Here is a 20307-nt window from a genome sequence, read left to right on the forward strand (position 1 = left end):
TCACACCTGTTCCCATACCGAACACAGAAGTTAAGCTTCTCAGCGCCGATGGTAGTTGGGGCATTGCCCCTGCGAGAGTAGGACGTTGCCAGGCAAGATTTAAGCCAAGAGATTGTATTGTCTCTTGGCTTTTTTGTATATAATATAATTCAATTATCATATTTTCAATTGGAATGACTAAACTGATAAGAGAGAAATAGTTAAGAGAAGGGGGAACTAACATGAATGCGGTCTTTGAAAACTTAATCGATGATAACTTCCTTCTAATAATAGCACGTGTACTAATTGCTTTAGTATTATCTGGTTTGATTGGTTTTGAGCGTGAATTGAAAAATCATTCAGCTGGCTTTCGTACTCATATTCTAGTTGGTGTTGGTGCTTGTTTAATGATGCTCCTATCTTTATTTGGCTTTGAGGCATATATTGAAAAATATAATAATGTTCAATTTGATCCAGCACGTATTCCCTCTTATGTAATTAGTGGGATTGGCTTTTTAGGAGCGGGAACAATTATGGTGTATGGAGGCACGATAAGAGGCTTAACTACTGCAGCTTCCATTTGGGCAGTAGCAGGTCTAGGCCTTGTTGTAGGAGCAGGAATGTATGCTGTCGCTGTATTTACCACCTTGATTATCTTGTTAAGCCTAGTTTTTCTTAATAACTTTGAAAAGCTATTCACTAGAGGCAAAACGTCCCTAGTATTAGAGATTATTTCGTATAGTGGGCTACCAATTAATAAAGTTGTTTCTGTGTTAGAGGATAGTGAGCTAAAAGTAAGACAGGTGGAAGTTATTAAAGTTGAAAATGATCTAAAAAGTATTTTTATAAAGGTTGAACGAAAGGCTAATCTAAATAAAATTGAGTTGTTTGAACGTTTATCTAGTATAGATGCTGTAAAAAGTGTTTCAGAAAGATAATAAGTAACTTTTTAGTCCCCTACACGCCATGAACAGCTGTGTAGGTTTTTTTATATAATTATAAGGGTGGAAGATCTTCTTTAGATAAATGGTTTTGATTGTTATGAATTTGTCTACAATAGTTATTGTAAGATAGTTGCATCTGATAAAATTTGAAGTATAATAAAAGTAAAGTCAAAGATAGTCAAAGTCAATATGGTGGACGAACCTGAGATTACTCTGGAATCTAGGAGGGAACCAAATGAGCAATATTTCAGATGTAATTGAGCAATATTTAAAACAAGTCTTACAAGCAAAAGGGCAAGATGCTATTGAAATAAAACGTAGCGAGATTGCAGATCGATTTCAATGTGTTCCATCACAAATAAACTATGTGATTAATACTCGTTTTACTGTGGAAAAAGGATATATTGTTGAAAGTAAGCGTGGTGGAGGAGGATATATTCGAATAATTCGAATTAGACACCGCGATAAATCAGAATTAATTGATGAGATTATTGAGCTAATTAACCCTACGGTAACACAGCAAGCCGCTGTAAATGTATTAGAACGCCTTATGGAAGAGGGAATCTTAACGGAACGAGAAGCTAAGATAATGGCTAATGGAATCAGTAGGGAGACATTAGCATTTAAATTGCCTCTACGAGATGAGATTAGAGCAAGAATTTTAACCTCTATGCTCACAACATTAAAGTACTTATAAGTTAATCGGTTCAGATTTTAGATAAGGGGGAAACAAGGTGGAGTGTCAGGAATGTCATCAACGGCCAGCTACTTTGCATTATACACAGGTGATTAACGGACATAAGACTGAAATTCAAATTTGTGAGGTCTGTGCAAAAGAAAAAGGATATATGACGTATCCGGAAGATGGATATTCGCTTCACAATCTATTAACGGGACTATTTAACTTTGAGTCTGGAACCGTCGGGTCACCTGGAGCACACTTACAAAAGGAAAAAGATGTTCAATGTCCAAAATGTGGTTTGACCTTTACGGAATTTAAACAAATCGGTAAGTTTGGATGTGGGGAGTGTTACCATACCTTTTCTTCCAATCTAAATCCAATTTTCCGTCGTGTTCATAGTGGGAATACAGAACATAGGGGTAAGATACCGAAGCGAAAAGGTGGCAATTTACATCTTAAGAAACAGCTAGCAAATTATAAGACGGAGTTAAAAGAATTAATTATTAATGAAGAATTTGAACAAGCTGCTGTAATTCGAGATAAGATTAAGGAATTAGAAGCAAAGATTAATCGTAAGGAAACAGGTGATAGTAATGACACTTCAACATTTCATGAATGAAGCAATCAGTCCTTGGATGCGTGAACAAGGTCCAGATCATGATATTGTACTAAGTAGTCGCATTCGTTTGGCGCGTAACTTTGCAGACATGCCATTTCCTATTATTGCCGATCAAAAAGACTTAGAGCAAATCCGTAAATTCTTTAAACAGGAATATGAGCATACGTCATTTGGAGAATATAAGAACTTTGAATTTATCTCGATTCGAGACATAACCGCAATTGAGAAAAGTGTATTAGTAGAGAAGCACCTAATTAGTCCATTACTTGCGAAAAGAGAAGGTGCAGCTGCTACACTAATTTCACAAAACGAACAAGTCTCTGTCATGATAAATGAAGAGGATCATATTCGAATTCAACTATACTTTCCTGGTTTACAATTAACGAAGGCATTAAATAAAGCCCTGGAGTTTGATGATTGGATTGAAGAAAAGGTAAATTATGCTTTTGATGAAAAGCGGGGCTTCTTAACAAGCTGTCCGACTAATGTTGGGACAGGGATGAGAGCATCGGTAATGATGCATTTACCAGCACTTGCTATGACGAAACAAATCAATCGAATGATGCCAGCTATAAATCAGCTAGGACTAGTAGTAAGAGGGATTTATGGGGAAGGTAGCGAAGCATTAGGAAATATCTTTCAAATTTCTAATCAGATTACACTTGGAAAGACGGAAGAGCACATCATAGAAGATTTAGAGAGTGTTGTACAACAGTTAATTGAACATGAGCGAAAGGCTCGTACTAGAATTTTAGAACAATCCGGAATCGAACTAGAGAACCGTATTTTCCGTTCTTTAGGTGTCTTGGAATATAGTAGAATTATTGAATCAAAAGAGGCTGCAAGATGTTTATCTAATGTTAGACTGGGAATTGATTTAGGAATCATTAAAAATGTTTCTCGTAATATACTTAATGAACTGATGGTTTTAACACAACCAGGTTTCTTGCAGCATTATGCAAAAAAGACGCTAACCGCTTCAGAGAGAGATGTACTAAGAGCGTCTTTAATCCGGGAACGATTACAATTTGAGGAATAGGTAGGAGGAAATCTTATATGATGTTTGGACGTTTCACTGAGAGAGCACAGAAAGTTTTAGCCTTATCACAAGAAGAAGCCGTACGTCTTGGTCATAATAATATAGGTACAGAGCATATTCTTCTTGGATTAGTGCGTGAAGGGGAAGGTATAGCTGCGAAAGCATTAGAATCTCTTGGATTAGAAGTATCAAAAATTCAAGAAGAAGTGGAAAAGCTAATTGGAACTGGTAAGCAACCAATGCAAACCATTCACTATACACCTAGAGCAAAAAAGGTAGTCGAGCTATCCCAAGATGAGGCAAGAAAATTAGGTCATTCCTATGTAGGAACAGAACACATACTATTAGGCCTAATCCGAGAAGGTGAGGGCGTAGCTGCTCGTGTTTTAAATAACCTTGGGGTTAGTTTAAATAAGGCAAGACAACAAGTGCTTCAATTATTAGGTAGTAATGAATCTCAAGCTGGCAGACAAGGTCGAGGCCAAGCTTCTAATGCTAATACACCGACATTGGATTCACTAGCGAGAGATTTAACACAAAGTGCAAAAGAGGGGAACATTGACCCGGTCATTGGAAGAAGTAAAGAAATAGAACGTGTTATCCAAGTGTTAAGCCGCCGTACGAAAAACAATCCAGTCCTTATCGGAGAGCCTGGTGTTGGTAAGACAGCTGTAGCAGAAGGATTAGCACAGCAAATCATTAATAATGAAGTACCAGAAACATTACGAGATAAGCGTGTCATGACATTGGATATGGGTACTGTTGTAGCAGGTACGAAATATCGTGGGGAATTTGAGGACCGCTTGAAGAAGGTAATGGAGGAAATCCGCCAAGCAGGCAATATTATCTTATTTATTGATGAGTTGCATACGTTAATTGGTGCTGGAGGTGCAGAAGGGGCAATTGATGCTTCCAATATTTTAAAGCCATCATTAGCGCGTGGAGAATTACAATGCATCGGTGCTACTACACTGGAAGAGTATCGTAAATATATTGAAAAGGATGCAGCTTTAGAGAGACGTTTCCAACCAATTCAAGTGGATGAGCCAACATTAGAAGAAACGATTCAGATTTTAAAAGGATTACGTGATCGCTATGAGGCGCACCACCGTGTAACGATTACCGATGAAGCGATAGAAGCGGCTGCTAAATTATCGGATCGATATATTACCGATCGTTTCTTGCCAGATAAAGCAATCGATTTAATTGATGAGGCAGGTTCTAAAGTAAGATTACGTTCCTACACTGTTCCGCCAAATCTAAAGGACTTGGAGCAAAAGCTTGAAGAGGTACGGAAAGAAAAAGATGCTGCAGTACAGAGTCAAGAGTTTGAAAAAGCAGCTTCACTTAGAGATACAGAGCAGCGTTTACGTGAGCAACTAGAGACGACAAAGAATGAATGGAAAGAGAAACAAGGACAAGAGGATTCTCAAGTAACAGTTGAAGATATTGCTAGTATTGTGTCGATTTGGACTGGTGTACCGGTTTCTAAATTAACAAAAGATGAAAGTGAGCGTCTGCTACATTTAGAAGAGGTATTACACGATCGTGTTATCGGCCAAGAAGAAGCCGTTAAAGCTGTTGCAAAAGCAATAAGAAGAGCAAGAGCAGGACTTAAAGATCCGAAACGTCCAATTGGTTCCTTTATTTTCTTAGGACCAACGGGAGTAGGGAAAACAGAATTGGCTCGTGCACTTGCTGAGGCGATGTTTGCCGATGAGGATGCGATGATTCGTATTGATATGTCCGAATACATGGAAAAACATTCGACCTCACGACTTGTTGGATCTCCTCCGGGATATGTTGGATACGAGGAGGGTGGCCAACTAACTGAAAAAGTTCGTAGAAAACCATACTCTGTTGTATTATTAGATGAAATAGAAAAAGCACATCCTGAGGTGTTTAATATCCTTCTACAAGTGCTAGAAGATGGACGCCTAACTGATTCAAAAGGTCGTGTCGTAGACTTCCGTAATACGGTAGTAATCATGACATCAAATGTTGGAGCAAGTGAGCTGAAGCGTAACAAATATGTCGGGTTTAACTTAGATGATGAAAACAAGGACTATGCGAATATGAAATCAAAAGTCATGGATGAATTGAAAAAAGCTTTCCGTCCAGAATTCTTGAATAGAATCGACGAAACGATTGTATTCCATTCCTTAGAGAAGAAACATATGAAATCAATTGTTACGTTAATGGTTAAAGACGTACAAAAGCGTTTAATCGAACAGGAAATTGATTTCACACTTACCGATAAAGCACTTGAAAAAATTGCTAATGAGGGCTTTGATCCTGAATATGGTGCAAGACCATTAAGAAGATCCATACAAAAGAATATTGAAGACCTATTATCAGAGGAGCTACTAAAAGGTTCGATTAAAATCGGAGAAAAGGTTAAAATTGGGTTAAATAATAAAGGTGAATTTATTATTTTACCGTAAAAAAACTTTTATTTTCTTGAAGAAAAAGCTAGGAGGATTTCACCTTCTAGCTTTTTTCTTCCTCAGAAAAGTATGGTACGATGCAAGTTATAATTGTAGGGCGTCTATAAATTGGCAGTTTTATAGCGGATATAGTATATAGAGCGATGTGTTCTGTTAGTAAAATAATGTTAATGAAACCCTAACTTATGAAGAATATGTGGCAAACTTAAGGAAAAATAATACTAAATTGATAGATTTTTGTAACCTTAATACCACGTAAAACGTATATAATAGAGGTATCCGAAAGGAATGATATGATTGGCAAAAAGAAAGACTAAATTTGTTTGCCAGGAATGTGGATATGAAACTGCAAAATGGTTGGGCAAATGCCCAGGTTGTAATAATTGGAATAGCTTTGTAGAGGAAACCGAAATTACAGGTAAACAATCAAGACATACATTTAGTGGCCTTTCTAGCTCTGGTAGTAAACCAGAAAAAATAACATCCATTGAGTCACAGGATGAGCCACGAATTACAACAAACTTAAACGAGTTAAACCGTGTGCTTGGCGGGGGTGTTGTACCTGGATCATTAGTACTAATCGGTGGTGACCCGGGTATTGGGAAGTCAACGCTCCTATTACAAGTCTCATCACAGCTTGCCAAGAAGCAGCTACCAGTTTTATATATATCTGGTGAAGAATCTACTAGACAAACGAAGCTTCGTGCAGATCGGTTAGGTGTAAGCTCAGACTTACTTTATGTACTCTCTGAAACGAATTTACTAACGATAACGAACCATATCGATCAATTAAAACCATCTCTCGTCATTATTGATTCAATACAAACCATCTATCGTGAAGAGGTAACTAGTGCACCTGGAAGTGTATCCCAGGTTAGAGAATGTACAAGTGAATTAATGCGAATTGCTAAAACGAGTGGTATACCTATTTTTATCGTAGGGCATGTAACGAAAGAAGGAGCAATTGCTGGTCCGAGGTTATTAGAGCATATGGTAGATACCGTGCTTTATTTTGAAGGAGAAAGACATCACACATACCGAATTTTACGTGGTGTAAAGAATCGCTTCGGTAGCACGAATGAAATGGGTATTTTTGAAATGAAGGAAGAGGGTTTACGAGAAGTGTTGAACCCTTCTGAGATATTCCTCGAGGAGCGGTCACAAGGTACTGCCGGTTCGACAGTTGTAGCGTCGATGGAAGGGACAAGACCTGTATTAGTGGAAATTCAGGCCTTAGTATCCCCATCTAGCTTCGGTAATCCAAGAAGAATGGCAACTGGTATCGATCACAATCGCGTATCATTACTAATGGCGGTTTTAGAGAAGCGAGTCGGATTAATGCTACAAAATCAGGATGCCTATATAAAGGTAGCGGGTGGAGTGAAGTTAGACGAACCAGCGATAGATTTGGCAACGGCGGTTAGTATTGCATCTAGTTTTAGAGATATTTCGACTAGGCCGGATGATATCTTCATAGGCGAAGTTGGATTAACTGGAGAAATTAGAAGGGTATCTAGAATAGAGCAACGCGTTCAAGAGGCAGCAAAGCTTGGTTTTAAACGTGTCATTTGTCCACAAAATAATCTAGAAGGATGGACTATTCCAAAGGATATTCAAGTTATTGGTGTCAGAACGATTCAAGAAGCGCTAGATCTAGGGGTACCAAGATAATAGATTTAAAAAATCAGTAGAATTTTGTCGAATTTTGATTGACTTGGTTAATTTAGTGTGATAAAATCTAATGTTTTGCCAATTTGATTGTTTTTTGAAGCTATGCTATTATGGTGAAGTACTACTCTAAATTGGTAGATGGTAATGTTTTGGATTTTTCCATATCCGTAACGAAATAATTCGTCTTAAATAACTGAAGAAAGTGAAGTTTATTAAAAATTAATGGTTATTATTTTAGGTTAATAGGTAATAATAATGGTTAGGAGGTGACGGTGGTGCTGAAAAAGATTGTTCATTTGTTCTTTATCATTTCAGGGGGTACCATTGGGTATTTATATATACCATATGTTATTAGGCTATTAGATTTTAACAGTTTAGCATGGTTGGAATCACCGTATTTAGGTGCTGTATTAGGCGCAATTATATTATTTGTTATTTCCTATCTGGTTACGGATTATATTGTAGATTTCTTAAGGTGGATTGAAGAGGGATTAGTAAAGATACCAATTGGTGATTTACTATTTGGTAGTCTTGGACTAATTATTGGTTTAGTAACGGCATTTTTAATCAATTTGCCAATTCAGGAAATCAACATTGAATTTGTATCGAAGGTCATCCCGTTATTTATTACCATACTTCTAGGTTATTTTGGATTTCAGGTCGGTTTCCGTAGACGTGATGAATTAATTAATCTGTTAAGTATTAATCGCAAGGATAAGAAGAAGGGTTCTACTGATCTAGATCAACTAGATAGTAATGAACCGAGACCGAAGATATTAGATACAAGTGTGATTATTGATGGGCGTATTGCAGATATTTGCCAAACAAGCTTTATCGAAGGGACAATTGTTATCCCACAATTTGTGTTAGGTGAACTGCAACATATTGCAGATTCTTCAGATGTCCTGAAAAGAAATCGCGGTCGAAGAGGCCTAGACGTCTTGAATCGTATTCAAAAGGAATTACCTATTAAAGTAGAAATCTACGAGGGTGATTTTGAAGAGATACAGGAAGTAGATAGTAAATTAATTAAATTAGCCAAAGTAATGGATGGTATTGTAGTTACCAATGATTTTAATCTAAATAAAGTATGTGATTTGCAAGGTGTATCGGTGTTGAATATTAATGACCTTGCGAACGCTGTAAAACCAGTCGTATTGCCTGGAGAAGAATTAATGGTTCAAGTGATTAAGGATGGTAAAGAGCAAAATCAAGGAATTGCATATTTAGACGACGGTACGATGATTGTTGTGGAAGAAGGTAGAAATTACATCGGTAAAACGATTGAAGTACTAATAACTAGTGTCTTACAAACCTCTGCCGGACGCATGATTTTTGCAAAGCCAAAATTACTTGAAAAAGCATTATAAAAAAGGTATAACTTATATTGAAGATTGACAATAAATTAAAAGTGATAACAGTCAGTGTTATCACTTTTTGTTATAATGTTATAGGAATGATTATTATATAAATATAGAAAAGAAGGTAGAGACTATTATGACAAAAGAAGTTCGTGTGCGTTATGCGCCAAGTCCAACTGGCCATTTACATATCGGAAATGCTCGTACAGCTTTATTTAACTATTTATATGCGAAGCATTTCGATGGGAAGTTTATCATTCGGATTGAGGATACCGATGAAAAGCGTAACGTAGAAGGTGGAGAAGAAAGCCAACTTAAATTCCTTAAGTGGTTAGGCGTGGAATGGGATGAAGGTGCGGATGTCGGTGGAAATTACGGACCTTACCGCCAAATGGAACGCCTTGATATTTATAATCAGTATGTTAATGAATTGCTAGAAAGAGGACTAGCATATAAATGCTACATGACAGAAGAAGAACTGGAGCAAGAACGTGAAGAGCAAATCGCCAATAGCCAAGCACCTAAATATGGCGGAAAGCATCGTAACCTAACACCAGAACAAATAGCTGCATATGAAGCAGAAGGTAGAAAACCAAGTATTCGTTTCCGAGTTCCTGATAATGTAACCTATACATTTGAGGACATGGTACGTGGTACAATTAAGTTTGAATCTAGTGATTTCGGTGACTGGGTTATCGTGAAGAAAAATGGTGTTCCAACGTATAACTTTGCAGTTGCGATTGATGACCACCTAATGAATATTACACATGTACTTCGTGGTGAAGAGCATATTTCGAACACACCAAAACAATTGATGATCTATCAGGCATTTGGTTGGGAAGCACCAACATTTGGTCATATGACATTAATTTTAAATGAGGACCGTAAGAAGTTAAGTAAACGTGATTCACATATTATTCAGTTCATTGAACAGTATAAAAATCTTGGTTACTTACCAGAAGCTTTGTTTAACTTTATTACACTATTAGGATGGTCTCCTGTTGGGGAAGAAGAGATTTTCGCAAAAGAAAAGCTTATTGAAATCTTTAATCCAGAAAGACTATCCACTTCTCCAGCTATCTTTGATGTACAAAAATTAAAGTGGATGAACAACGAATATATTAAAGCATCAGATCTAGATAAAGTAATTGAACTAGCCATGCCTCATTTGATTGAAGCGGGAAGACTTTCAGCTGATATGGATGAGGAAACAAAAGAATGGGCGGAAAAAGTGATTGGATTATACCGGGAACAATTGCGGTACGGTCAAGAAATCGTAGAACTTACAGAGATGTTCTTCAATAAAGAAATAGCTTACGATGAAGAAGCGAAGAATGTATTAGCAGAAGAACAAGTACCAGAAGTATTACAAGTGTTTACGGATAAGCTAATCCATTTAGAAGAATTCAATAAAGATACAATTAAAGATCAAATTAAAGCAACGCAAAAAGAAACCGGACACCGTGGTAAAAAACTATTCATGCCAATCCGTGTTGCGACAACAGGACAAACCCATGGCCCAGAGCTACCGCTCGCAATTGAATTATTAGGTAAAGAATTAATCGTTGAACGCCTAGATAAATTGTTAAACGATTTAGGAGCTTAATGAACGGGGTTTGGATTATGTAGCTTAGGATGTCGGTACTTATTATTCTTATAGCTTCTGACCAGTTCTTATTAGAAGAGCTTGGTCCGCTTCCGAAACTTTAGTCGTCGTAGCAAGAGGCGTGCACTAGCATACTTTAGAAAAGGAAGTATATTCGGGACCCGATGATCGTCATTCGCTTTTTCAAAATACTGGAGCGAAGTGATTCACATTTTTACTAATCTATAATATAGTATTAATACAATAAATAAAGAACGTTGATAAGGGAAAGTAATAGTTAGTAGATTACACAGAGAGAATCACCATGGCTGGGAGTGATTTTAATCGCTATCTATGAAGTGCTCCTTTGAGTCCGTTATGGAAGGAATTAGTACATAACGGCGGTACTCTACCGTTATAAGAGTATGAGTTGGGGGGATATAAACAAACACCTCCAAACAGAGTGGAACCGCGCTAAAAGCGTCTCTGTGTTTTTACACAGGGACGCTTTTTATTTTGAAAAAACATGTATCCTTTTCAAGGGGGATTTTTTATGGGGTTATTTAGGCGAATGAAGGAAGATATGGATGTTGTATTCGAACAAGATCCAGCAGCTCGAACATATTTTGAAGTATTTTTAACTTATTCTGGTTTACATGCTGTTTGGTCCCATCGTATTGCACATGCGTTCTATAAACGAAAGCTATACTTTATTGCACGTACTATATCACAGATTAGTCGCTTTTTTACCGGGATAGAAATACATCCAGGGGCTAAAATTGGGCGCAGGCTTTTCATTGATCACGGAATGGGTGTTGTAATTGGAGAAACCTGTGAAATTGGCGACAATGTAACCATCTTTCAAGGTGTAACGTTAGGTGGTACAGGGAAAGAAAAAGGGAAGAGGCATCCGACGATTAAAGATAATGCATTAATTGCATCTGGGGCTAAGGTATTAGGGTCAATTACGATTGGAGAGAATGCCAAAATAGGCGCAGGGTCTGTTGTGCTCAAGGATGTTCCTGATAATTCAACGGTAGTAGGGATTCCGGGTAAAGTAGTCATTCAAGACGGGAAGAAGCTTAGGCGCTTAGACCATCATAAATTACCTGATCCGGTTGAGGAACAATGTTCAAGTCTTCAAAAGGAAATTGAATTATTAAAAGCCGAAATTGCTAAACTAAAGGAAGGGAAATAGGATATGTCAATTTCAATCTATAATACACTAACGCGTGAAAAACAAGAGTTTAAGCCAATAGAGGAAGGCAAGGTCCGTATGTATGTATGTGGACCTACTGTATACAACTACATTCATATTGGAAACGCAAGACCAGCAATTGTATTTGATACCGTAAGAAGATATTTCGAATATAAGGGCTATCATGTTGACTATGTTCTCAATTTTACCGATGTGGACGATAAGATTATTAAAAGGGCAAATGAGCTAGGGGACGATGTGTTTGCGGTTTCTAATAAGTATATCGATGCTTATTTAGAAGACGTTAGTAAATTAGGTGTTAAAAAGGCAACACATAATCCGAGGGTAACCGATACGATGCAAGAGATAATTGATTTTATTAAAGACCTAGTAGATAAAGGCTTTGCTTATGAAGCGGAGGGGGATGTTTATTTTAAACCGAGGGCGTTTGAAGGCTATGGGAAGCTTTCTCATCAATCAATCGATGAATTACGATCTGGAGCTAGGATCCAAATCGGTGAGAAAAAAGAGGACCCTCTTGACTTTGCTTTGTGGAAAGGTGCTAAGGAGGGGGAAATTTCTTGGGATTCTCCATGGGGCAAAGGCCGTCCAGGCTGGCATATTGAATGCTCAGCGATGGCAAAGAAATACCTTGGCGAGACGATTGATATTCATGCTGGAGGACAGGATCTAACATTCCCACACCACGAAAACGAAATTGCCCAATCAGAGGCAAATAACGGGAAAACATTTGCAAACTATTGGATGCATAATGGGTATATTAATATTAATAACGAGAAAATGTCTAAATCACTAGGTAACTTTGTATTAACAAGAGACTTATTAGAACAGCATGATGCTAATGTGATTCGTTTCTTTATGTTAAGTGTTCACTATAGAAATCCTATCAATTTCTCAAGTGAACTATTAGAATCAGCCAAAAATAGTTTGGAACGCGTTATCACCTCGTATCATAATTTGGAGCACCGGAAACCATCAAGTACTAATCTTGATACAAACCAGCAAGAATGGGTAGATAAAATCGCTGTTTTAACATCGCGGTTTGAAGCAGAGATGGATGATGACTTTAACACAGCAAATGCAATTTCTGTTCTATTTGATTTAACAAAAGAAGCAAATGTTTATTTAAATCAAGACCATACATCACCACATGTAATCGACCTATTTCAAGAGAGAATAAAAGCGTTCTTAGAAATTTTAGGAGTAACCGTTGAAAGTGAGACAGCTTTATTGGATGAGGAAATTGAAGCGCTGATTGAGGAGAGAAATGAAGCAAGAAAAACGCGTAATTTCGCTCGAGCAGATGAAATTCGTGATTTATTAAAAGAAAAAAATATTATTTTAGAAGATACACCACAAGGGGTTCGTTGGAAAAGGGGCTAGTGAATGGGAACTGACATTAAACAGATGAAAAGCTTAGCCCTTGCCTATATGGGCGATGCAATCTATGAAGTATTTGTTCGCGAGCATTTATTAGCAAAAGGAACCGTGAAGCCTAATCAACTACATCAGAAGGCCATTACCTTTGTATCGGCCAAAGCGCAAAGCTTTGTTTTACGGGATTGGTTAGAGCAAGGGATTTTAACGAGTGAGGAGGAGCGGATTGTTGCAAGAGGGAGAAATGCAAAATCCGGCTCCGTTCCTAAAAACACCGATGTTGTCACCTATCGTTATTCTACGGCGTTTGAGGCGTTAATTGGGTTTCATTACTTATCTAAAAATGAGACAAGGTTACAGGATTTAATAAATTTAGCGATTGAACAAATAGAAAGGAGGAATGGCTAAATGGATCAAGAAATGATTATTGGTAAAAACCCAGTAATAGAAGCACTAAATTCAGGAAGATCCGTGAATAAAGTGCTTATTTCAGATCAATTAAATGCTAATACACAAGGAAAGATTATTCAGCTCGGCAAACAAGCGGGGACTATTGTACAAAAGGTTCCCAAATCGAAGCTAGATCACATAACAGATGGAAACCACCAGGGGGTTGTCGCTTATGTAGCTTCCTATCAGTATGCATCACTGGATGAATTGTTTAGAAAGGCCAAGGAAAGAAACGAAGAGCCGTTTTTTATTATTTTAGATGAATTAGAAGACCCTCATAATTTAGGATCCATATTGCGAACAGCAGATGCTACTGGAGCACACGGTGTCATCATTCCGAAGCGACGGTCTGTTGGTTTAACCGCAACAGTAGCGAAGACAGCAGCAGGTGCTCTAGAGCATATCCCTGTAGTCCGTGTGACCAATATTGCGAACACAATTGAAGAATTGAAGCGAGAAAATGTGTGGGTTGTTGGTACAGAAGCGGAAGCAACGGAGGATTATCGAAAATTGGACGGGACGCTTCCGATTGCATTAGTGATAGGGAACGAAGGAAAAGGGATGAGTCGACTAGTACGTGAAAAGTGTGATTGGACAGTAAGTCTCCCGATGAAGGGAAACGTTTCTTCTCTTAATGCTTCTGTCGCGTGTAGCTTATTGTTATATGAGGTGTACCGTAAAAGGTATCCTGTCGGTGAGTAGTTCATGGTTGTATTAATAGTAGACGGCTATAACATTATCGGTGATTGGGATGAGCTAAAGCAGTTAAAACAGAAAGACCTAAGCCAAGCTCGAGATCGGTTAATTGAGTTAATGGCAGAATACCAAGCTTATTCTGGATCCCGTGTGATTATTGTATTTGATGCCTACTATGTTCGTGGAATTGAGAGTAAGCTTAAGCAATACAAGGTAGAAATCATTTATACAAAAGAGAAGGAAACAGCTGACGAATGTATCGAGCGGTTAGTTAAAAAAGTAAAAAATGTAAGAACACAAATCTATGTTGCAACATCTGATTATGAGGAACAGCGAATGATTTTCGGACAAGGTGCACTTAGGAAATCAGCTAGAGAATTAAAGGTAGAGCTCGAGAATATGAATCGGGAAATCTCGCATAGTGTGTCAGAGCATATGAAGGCAAGACCAAAGTCGAAGATCCCATTAAATGATGACATATTAGAGAAGTTTGAAAAATGGAGAAGAGGGAAAATGTAACTGTGCATTTCCCTCTTTTTCGTTATAAGAGAGTAGTAAGTAAACGAAGCGGTTCTAGCTATTGGGATAGGATTGTTTAATCGAGGGGTAAGCTATATTTTTCATTTGTCGCATAACTAACCGGAGCAAACATTAAAGCGGTAAAACGTTTGAAAATTATAGCTATTGAGTTATTAAATCGCTTACTGTATAATATTTTTAATGATTGACAATTTGTCAAGGGGGCTTTCCGGATGAACATCAAGCAATTAATCAAAGACAACGACAAATTAGTTACGCTTGATGATGATGAAATTTTAGAGTTAATTCATCAAGGAGACAATCAGGCATTAGATTATTTAATACATAAATATAAGAACTTTGTCCGGGCAAAAGCTAGAACGTATTTTCTAATTGGAGCGGATAAAGAGGATATTATCCAAGAAGGGATGATTGGCCTTTATAAAGCAATTCGCGATTATAATGAGGATAAATTAACGTCATTTAAAGCGTTTGCTGAATTGTGTATTACTAGGCAAATAATTACCGCGATCAAAACAGCCACTCGACAAAAGCATATTCCACTTAATTCATATGTGTCATTGGACAAGCCTATATATGATGAAGAGTCGGACAGGACATTACTTGATGTAATAGCAGGATCAACGGCGATAGACCCACAGGAGTTACTCGTTAACCAAGAGAAGTTTGGTGATATGGAAGTAAAGCTTTCCGAATTACTTAGTGAATTTGAGAGAGGGGTTCTTCAATTGTACTTGGAAGGACGGACCTATCAGGAAATATCAGCCGATCTTAACCGACATGTTAAATCAATTGATAATGCACTACAACGAGTTAAGCGTAAACTGGAGCAGCTGATGGAAGCAAACGAAGTGGGTCAATAGGGCGACGTTGACACAGCCTGTCAACCATGCTACATTTAAGTGAGGAAATATCCCGAAATACGGGGTGAAATCATGACGAAAAAAATTACTTTAGCGTGTGCAATTTGTTCTAGCAGAAACTATACTACTAGTAAGAATGTATCCACACAAGCTTCACGCATGGAAGTGCGCAAATATTGTAAAACATGTGGGCAACATACATTGCATCGCGAAACAAAATAAATTTATAAATTCATTTTTACGCATCTTCAAGGCCTAAGTTTGGGGAGGGTACAAGCATGTTTAAGTTTCTAGGTAACGTATCTAAAGAAATGAAAAAGGTTAGTTGGCCAAAAGGTAAGGAATTAACAAGCTATACGATCGTTGTTATCACTACGGTTATCTTTATGGCACTATTCTTTGGTGTTGTTGATTTAGGTATTTCACAAGTATTGAACTTATTTTTTGAATAATTTTCCTACAAATATGCTATAATGAAAAATAGATTAAGGAAGTTTCTAAAAAAACCCGAAATTTGCGGGTTTTTTTAATATGTTGTTTTTTGATATAAATTCACCTATAAAGGGAGGGAAGGGCAACGTAATTGTCCTAAATAAATGGAGAAAAATTGGTATGTTGTTCATACGTACTCAGGATATGAAAACAAAGTAAAGGCTAACTTAGAAAAGCGTGTCGAAACGATGGGAATGGAAGATAAAATCTTTCGTGTCATTGTTCCAGAAGAGGAAGAAACGGAAATAAAAAATGGCAAAAAGAAAGTCTTGAAAAAGAAGGTATTTCCAGGTTATGTATTAGCTGAAATGATAATGACGGATGATTCTTGGTATGTGGTACGTAACACGCCAGGTGTGACAGGCTTTATCGGATCAAGTGGTGGAGGTACGAAGCCAACCCCACTCATGCCAGGAGAAGCAGAAGCAATTCTAAAAAGAATGGGCATGGCAGAGCCGGTTGTTCAAGTTGACTTTGAGCTGAAAGAAAACGTTCGCGTAACAGATGGACCGTTCTCGAACTTCACTGGTTCTATTGAACACATCGACATGGACAAGCAAAAAATAAAAGTACATGTTAACATGTTCGGAAGAGAAACCCCGGTTGAGCTAGATTTCTCGCAAATTGAGAAAATATAAGTTTTATATAGAAACGTAATAGAAATCGCAAAAAAATAGTAATAAATACTTGCGGTATATGGTGTGTATCAGGAATTTTTCCTGTCTATAGATCGTGGTCATGGTCATGATTCGAACCAAAGGAATATGCTAAACTTTTCAGAAGGCACTTGCATTTTTTCGGAATACATGCTAAAATTCTTTTGTTATTCATGCCCTAGGAGGGAATGAAAACCTGAGTGGGAGGGGAAAATCCCCAATTACCACATCACGGACTTTAAGGAGGTGTGTCTCGTGGCTAAAAAAGTAATCAAATTAGTTAAATTGCAAATTCCAGCTGGTAAAGCGAATCCAGCTCCACCGGTGGGACCTGCACTAGGTCAAGCTGGTGTAAATATCATGGGATTCTGTAAGGAATTCAACGCACGTACGCAAGATCAAGCTGGTTTAATTATTCCGGTTGAAATCACTGTATTTGAAGACCGTTCATTTACATTTATTACGAAAACTCCACCTGCTGCAGTATTACTTAAAAAAGCAGCTGGATTAGAGTCAGGATCTGGTGAACCTAACAAAACAAAGGTCGCTACTTTAAAACGTGATAAAGTAAGAGAAATTGCAGAAACTAAAATGCCTGATTTAAACGCAGCTGACGTTGAAGCGGCTATGCGTATGGTTGAAGGAACTGCACGTAGCATGGGTATTGTAATCGAAGACTAATACTCTATAAATGTTACTACTAGAGGTTGCGGTAATGGTCTTCCGTTTCGCGCAACCCTTTTTCATGAAATCAATCTATAACTAATAGATTGTATCGCAAGCTTTATAGAAGCAAGCGCTGCTTCTATAAGTGGGAGGTACTACCGCTATTACCACATTAGAGGAGGAAATAAATAATGGCTAAAAGAGGTAAAAGATATCAAGAAGCTGCAAAGCTAATTGATCGTTCTAAATCTTATGATATAAACGAAGCTGTTGCTTTATTAAAAGAAACAGCAAAAGCTAAATTTGATGAAACTGTAGAAGTGGCTTTCCGTCTAGGGGTTGACCCTAAGAAAGCTGACCAACAAATCCGTGGTGCTATGGTGTTACCAAACGGTACTGGTAAAACACAACGTGTACTAGTATTCGCTAAAGGTGACAAAGTGAAAGAAGCAGAAGCAGCTGGTGCAGATTATGTTGGAGACCAAGATTTAATCAACAAAATCAACCAAGGTTGGTTTGAGTTTGATGTGATCGTTGCAACTCCAGACATGATGGCTGAAGTTGGTAAATTAGGTAGAGTTCTAGGACCTAAAGGCTTAATGCCAAACCCTAAAACTGGTACTGTTACTTTCGAAGTAGAAAAAGCAATCAAAGAAATTAAAGCTGGTAAGGTTGAATATCGTGTAGATAAGCAATCTAATATCCACGTTCCTATCGGAAAAATTTCTTTCGACAACCAAAAGCTTGTTGAAAACTTCGAGGCTCTTGTTGAAACAATTGTAAAAGTAAAACCTCAAGCTGCTAAAGGGGTTTACATGAAGAATGTTGCAATTACTTCAACAATGGGACCTGGAATCAGAGTAGACGTTTCCAACTACCGTTAATTGGTAATTGACTTTTATTCCTCGATTCGGTATACTGTAATTTGTGATGAATTGAATACGTTGTACCGTAGACAGTAGGTGCTGAATAGCTTAATATCCTGCCGAGGTGTTTGAAACAAGTTAAACTTTGTTTATTCGAGCCTCCATGTCTATATGGGGGCTCTTTTAATAGTGAAACCTAAAACGGTATGATGGACGAAACTAACGGGAGGTGGAACAATGTCAAAAGTAATGGAAAAGAAACAACAAATCGTACAAGAAATCGCTGATAAATTCCGTGAAAGCCAATCAACAGTTTTAGTTGATTATCGTGGTCTTGACGTTGCAGAGGTTACTGAACTTCGTAAGCAACTTCGTGATGCTGGTGTTGAGTTCAAAGTGTACAAAAACACAATGTCTCGTCGTGCAGCTGAAGCAGCTGAATTAGCTGAATTAAATGAAGTTTTAGTTGGACCAACTGCTATTGCTTTTAGTAAAGATGATGTAGTTGCTCCAGCGAAGATCCTTAGCAATTTTGCTAAAGAGCACGAAGCTTTAGAAATTAAAGCAGGTGTCTTAGATGGCAAAATCGTAACGCTTGATCAAATCAAGGAGCTTGCAGATCTACCGAACTACGAAGGTATGGTATCTATGCTACTCAGCGTACTACAAGCACCTATGCGCAACTTTGCTTATGTTACAAAAGCTGTTGCAGAACAAAAAGAAGAACAAGGCGCGTAAGTTGATTGTGAATCAACCAATTGTCTTAGGATATTAAAAAAACATTAAAAATCAGGAGGAAATAAAAATGACTAAAGAGCAAATTATCGATGCTATTAAAGAAATGTCTGTACTAGATCTTAACGATCTTGTAAAAGCTATTGAAGAAGAATTTGGAGTAACTGCTGCTGCACCTGTTGCTGTAGCTGGTGGAGCTGCTGCTGGTGGAGCTGCTGAAGAAAAAACTGAATTTGACGTAGTACTTGCTGATGCTGGTGCTTCTAAAATTAAAGTTGTTAAAGCGGTTCGTGAAATCACTGGTCTTGGCTTAAAAGATGCTAAAGATTTAGTAGATAACGCTCCTAAAGCTGTTAAAGAAGGCGTTTCTAAAGATGAAGCTGAAGAAGTTAAAGCTAAACTTGAAGAAGCAGGCGCTTCTGTAGAAGTTAAATAATTATAATTCAATGAACATGAGCTCGTCGTAACTATTCGACGGGCTCTACATTTACACAGAATCTTCCTTATATTACATAAAAGTAAAGTAGGTGCCCAAATGTCTGAGCATTACTTTTCACAAAAACCCCAATCAAAAAGTTCACCCAAACATTGGAATTACAGACTGAGAGGAAAAGAATATAAATTTACAAGTGATGTCGGTGTGTTTTCTAAGAATGAAGTAGATTTTGGATCGAGGTTATTAATAGAAACATTTACTCCGCCTGAAATTCCCGGGGATATACTGGATTTAGGGTGTGGTTATGGGCCGATAGGGATTTCTATTGCAAATGAATTGCTAGAGCGTAAGGTTGTTATGGCCGATGTTAATGAACGCGCGTTAACATTAGCTGCATCCAATGCGGAGCAAAATGGAGTATCGAATGTAGAATTTGTTCTCAGTGATAGATTTTTGGGATTAGAGAATCGAAAGTTTGCTGCTATATTAACTAATCCACCTATTCGAGCCGGGAAATCGGTTGTGCATGGGATGTTTGAAGGTAGTAGAGAAAGTTTGCTTGAAGGTGGCGAACTTTGGGTTGTGATTCAGAAAAAGCAAGGTGCTCCTTCTGCTATACAAAAATTAGAATCTTTATTCGGAAATTGTGAAACGATAGCAAAGAGTAAAGGTTATTTTATTTTGCGGTCAATAAATGATTGACTTCGATAGAAGGACTATGATAATATAATAAAATGCTAATATGGGATTATTTTGTCAAGAGAATTTTTTTGAAAGAGGAAAGTGTATAATTCATCAAGTTTAGGAAACAATGATAGAATCGAATTATGAGCGTTCTATCTATTTTTCGCTTTTGTGGAATTGTTTCAGATGAATGTACAACTTATTATGCTTTTCTATTTTAAAATCATACCCCATATTTTTAGGGATGGCAAGTAATAGTTTTACCTTATAAGTAGAATCAACGTCCGCTGTTGATTCACT

General features: G+C 37.6%; 22 protein-coding genes, 1 rRNA gene and 2 other annotated features. All 23 genes read left to right on the top strand.

Annotated features, from left to right (window positions below; genetic code table 11):
- Positions 1-94: ribosomal RNA gene (rrf, locus tag ACSKT4_RS17690) — 5S ribosomal RNA — on the top strand; the annotation flags it as partial.
- Between the two features lie 127 nt (positions 95-221).
- Positions 222-917: an MgtC/SapB family protein gene (locus tag ACSKT4_RS17695; protein WP_186871229.1), complete on the top strand. Its 696-nt coding sequence runs from the start codon at positions 222-224 to the stop codon at positions 915-917.
- A 241-nt stretch (positions 918-1158) separates the two neighbouring features.
- Positions 1159-1620 carry a CtsR family transcriptional regulator gene (locus ACSKT4_RS17700; protein ID WP_186871230.1) on the top strand — a complete coding sequence of 154 codons (462 nt, stop codon included), beginning with the start codon at positions 1159-1161 and terminating at the stop codon, positions 1618-1620.
- A gap of 37 nt (positions 1621-1657) precedes the next feature.
- A complete protein-coding gene (locus tag ACSKT4_RS17705) occupies positions 1658-2224 on the top strand; it encodes a UvrB/UvrC motif-containing protein (protein ID WP_186871231.1) in 567 nt (188 codons plus the stop codon).
- Positions 2199-3263: a protein arginine kinase gene (locus ACSKT4_RS17710; RefSeq protein ID WP_186871232.1), complete on the top strand. Its 1065-nt coding sequence runs from the start codon at positions 2199-2201 to the stop codon at positions 3261-3263. The genes ACSKT4_RS17705 and ACSKT4_RS17710 overlap by 26 nt, the downstream gene beginning before the upstream one ends.
- Before the next feature lie 17 nt (positions 3264-3280).
- Positions 3281-5707, top strand: a complete 2427-nt coding sequence (gene clpC, locus ACSKT4_RS17715; protein ID WP_186871233.1) for an ATP-dependent protease ATP-binding subunit ClpC — start codon at positions 3281-3283, stop codon at positions 5705-5707.
- A 300-nt stretch (positions 5708-6007) separates the two neighbouring features.
- Positions 6008-7381 (top strand): DNA repair protein RadA, encoded by a 1374-nt coding sequence (gene radA / locus ACSKT4_RS17720; RefSeq protein WP_186871234.1) that lies wholly within the window; start codon positions 6008-6010, stop codon positions 7379-7381.
- Between the two features lie 275 nt (positions 7382-7656).
- Entirely contained in the window at positions 7657-8751 is a 1095-nt protein-coding gene (locus ACSKT4_RS17725; protein WP_186871235.1) for a PIN domain-containing protein, read from the top strand.
- A 127-nt stretch (positions 8752-8878) separates the two neighbouring features.
- Positions 8879-10348: a glutamate--tRNA ligase gene (gene gltX / locus ACSKT4_RS17730; RefSeq protein WP_186871236.1), complete on the top strand. Its 1470-nt coding sequence runs from the start codon at positions 8879-8881 to the stop codon at positions 10346-10348.
- Between the two features lie 248 nt (positions 10349-10596).
- Positions 10597-10818, top strand: a binding site (T-box leader).
- Positions 10819-10880: 62 nt separating this feature from the next.
- The gene (gene cysE / locus ACSKT4_RS17735) at positions 10881-11525 is read left to right on the top strand and encodes a serine O-acetyltransferase (RefSeq protein WP_186871237.1); all 645 of its coding nucleotides are present in this window, start codon (positions 10881-10883) and stop codon (positions 11523-11525) included.
- 3 nt (positions 11526-11528) lie between these two features.
- On the top strand, positions 11529-12929 hold the full coding sequence (gene cysS / locus ACSKT4_RS17740) for a cysteine--tRNA ligase (protein WP_186871238.1): 1401 nt from the start codon (positions 11529-11531) through the stop codon (positions 12927-12929).
- A gap of 3 nt (positions 12930-12932) precedes the next feature.
- Positions 12933-13331 (top strand): Mini-ribonuclease 3, encoded by a 399-nt coding sequence (locus ACSKT4_RS17745; RefSeq protein WP_186871239.1) that lies wholly within the window; start codon positions 12933-12935, stop codon positions 13329-13331.
- Entirely contained in the window at positions 13332-14075 is a 744-nt protein-coding gene (gene rlmB / locus ACSKT4_RS17750; protein ID WP_186871240.1) for a 23S rRNA (guanosine(2251)-2'-O)-methyltransferase RlmB, read from the top strand. It begins immediately after the preceding gene.
- Positions 14076-14078: 3 nt separating this feature from the next.
- A complete protein-coding gene (locus ACSKT4_RS17755; RefSeq protein ID WP_186871241.1) occupies positions 14079-14588 on the top strand; it encodes an NYN domain-containing protein in 510 nt (169 codons plus the stop codon).
- A 233-nt stretch (positions 14589-14821) separates the two neighbouring features.
- Positions 14822-15472 carry an RNA polymerase sporulation sigma factor SigH gene (sigH, locus tag ACSKT4_RS17760; protein ID WP_186871242.1) on the top strand — a complete coding sequence of 217 codons (651 nt, stop codon included), beginning with the start codon at positions 14822-14824 and terminating at the stop codon, positions 15470-15472.
- Between the two features lie 72 nt (positions 15473-15544).
- The gene (rpmG, locus tag ACSKT4_RS17765; protein WP_186871243.1) at positions 15545-15694 is read left to right on the top strand and encodes a 50S ribosomal protein L33; all 150 of its coding nucleotides are present in this window, start codon (positions 15545-15547) and stop codon (positions 15692-15694) included.
- A gap of 56 nt (positions 15695-15750) precedes the next feature.
- Positions 15751-15924, top strand: coding sequence for a preprotein translocase subunit SecE (secE, locus tag ACSKT4_RS17770; RefSeq protein ID WP_186871244.1), 174 nt, complete (start codon positions 15751-15753; stop codon positions 15922-15924).
- 144 nt (positions 15925-16068) lie between these two features.
- Positions 16069-16602, top strand: coding sequence for a transcription termination/antitermination protein NusG (nusG, locus tag ACSKT4_RS17775; RefSeq protein WP_186871245.1), 534 nt, complete (start codon positions 16069-16071; stop codon positions 16600-16602).
- 273 nt (positions 16603-16875) lie between these two features.
- Complete coding sequence (gene rplK, locus ACSKT4_RS17780; RefSeq protein WP_010095790.1) at positions 16876-17301, top strand: 50S ribosomal protein L11; 426 nt, start codon at positions 16876-16878, stop codon at positions 17299-17301.
- Between the two features lie 176 nt (positions 17302-17477).
- Positions 17478-18170 (top strand): 50S ribosomal protein L1, encoded by a 693-nt coding sequence (gene rplA, locus ACSKT4_RS17785; protein ID WP_186871246.1) that lies wholly within the window; start codon positions 17478-17480, stop codon positions 18168-18170.
- A gap of 47 nt (positions 18171-18217) precedes the next feature.
- Positions 18218-18346, top strand: a sequence feature (ribosomal protein L10 leader region).
- A gap of 43 nt (positions 18347-18389) precedes the next feature.
- The gene (rplJ, locus tag ACSKT4_RS17790) at positions 18390-18890 is read left to right on the top strand and encodes a 50S ribosomal protein L10 (protein ID WP_186871247.1); all 501 of its coding nucleotides are present in this window, start codon (positions 18390-18392) and stop codon (positions 18888-18890) included.
- Positions 18891-18957: 67 nt separating this feature from the next.
- Positions 18958-19323 carry a 50S ribosomal protein L7/L12 gene (gene rplL / locus ACSKT4_RS17795; RefSeq protein ID WP_186871248.1) on the top strand — a complete coding sequence of 122 codons (366 nt, stop codon included), beginning with the start codon at positions 18958-18960 and terminating at the stop codon, positions 19321-19323.
- Positions 19324-19422: 99 nt separating this feature from the next.
- Positions 19423-20025 (top strand): class I SAM-dependent methyltransferase, encoded by a 603-nt coding sequence (locus ACSKT4_RS17800; protein WP_465823707.1) that lies wholly within the window; start codon positions 19423-19425, stop codon positions 20023-20025.
- The last annotated feature ends 282 nt before the right edge of the window (positions 20026-20307 follow it).

Source organism: Ornithinibacillus liuyingii (assembly GCF_055550225.1).

Bases quoted from the DNA above. Each gene is read 5' to 3' on its own strand.
- ACSKT4_RS17695 (WP_186871229.1), top strand. From the start codon at position 222: ATGAATGCGGTCTTTGAAAACTTAATCGATGATAACTTCCTTCTAATA.
- ACSKT4_RS17745 (WP_186871239.1), top strand. From the start codon at position 12,933: ATGGGAACTGACATTAAACAGATGAAAAGCTTAGCCCTTGCCTATATG.
- gltX (WP_186871236.1), top strand. From the start codon at position 8,879: ATGACAAAAGAAGTTCGTGTGCGTTATGCGCCAAGTCCAACTGGCCAT.
- cysE (WP_186871237.1), top strand. From the start codon at position 10,881: ATGGGGTTATTTAGGCGAATGAAGGAAGATATGGATGTTGTATTCGAA.
- rplA (WP_186871246.1), top strand. From the start codon at position 17,478: ATGGCTAAAAGAGGTAAAAGATATCAAGAAGCTGCAAAGCTAATTGAT.
- rlmB (WP_186871240.1), top strand. From the start codon at position 13,332: ATGGATCAAGAAATGATTATTGGTAAAAACCCAGTAATAGAAGCACTA.
- ACSKT4_RS17700 (WP_186871230.1), top strand. From the start codon at position 1,159: ATGAGCAATATTTCAGATGTAATTGAGCAATATTTAAAACAAGTCTTA.
- rplJ (WP_186871247.1), top strand. From the start codon at position 18,390: ATGTCAAAAGTAATGGAAAAGAAACAACAAATCGTACAAGAAATCGCT.
- clpC (WP_186871233.1), top strand. From the start codon at position 3,281: ATGATGTTTGGACGTTTCACTGAGAGAGCACAGAAAGTTTTAGCCTTA.
- sigH (WP_186871242.1), top strand. From the start codon at position 14,822: ATGAACATCAAGCAATTAATCAAAGACAACGACAAATTAGTTACGCTT.
- ACSKT4_RS17800 (WP_465823707.1), top strand. From the start codon at position 19,423: ATGTCTGAGCATTACTTTTCACAAAAACCCCAATCAAAAAGTTCACCC.
- nusG (WP_186871245.1), top strand. From the start codon at position 16,069: ATGGAGAAAAATTGGTATGTTGTTCATACGTACTCAGGATATGAAAAC.
- cysS (WP_186871238.1), top strand. From the start codon at position 11,529: ATGTCAATTTCAATCTATAATACACTAACGCGTGAAAAACAAGAGTTT.
- rplL (WP_186871248.1), top strand. From the start codon at position 18,958: ATGACTAAAGAGCAAATTATCGATGCTATTAAAGAAATGTCTGTACTA.
- ACSKT4_RS17755 (WP_186871241.1), top strand. From the start codon at position 14,079: ATGGTTGTATTAATAGTAGACGGCTATAACATTATCGGTGATTGGGAT.
- rpmG (WP_186871243.1), top strand. From the start codon at position 15,545: ATGACGAAAAAAATTACTTTAGCGTGTGCAATTTGTTCTAGCAGAAAC.
- ACSKT4_RS17710 (WP_186871232.1), top strand. From the start codon at position 2,199: ATGACACTTCAACATTTCATGAATGAAGCAATCAGTCCTTGGATGCGT.
- secE (WP_186871244.1), top strand. From the start codon at position 15,751: ATGTTTAAGTTTCTAGGTAACGTATCTAAAGAAATGAAAAAGGTTAGT.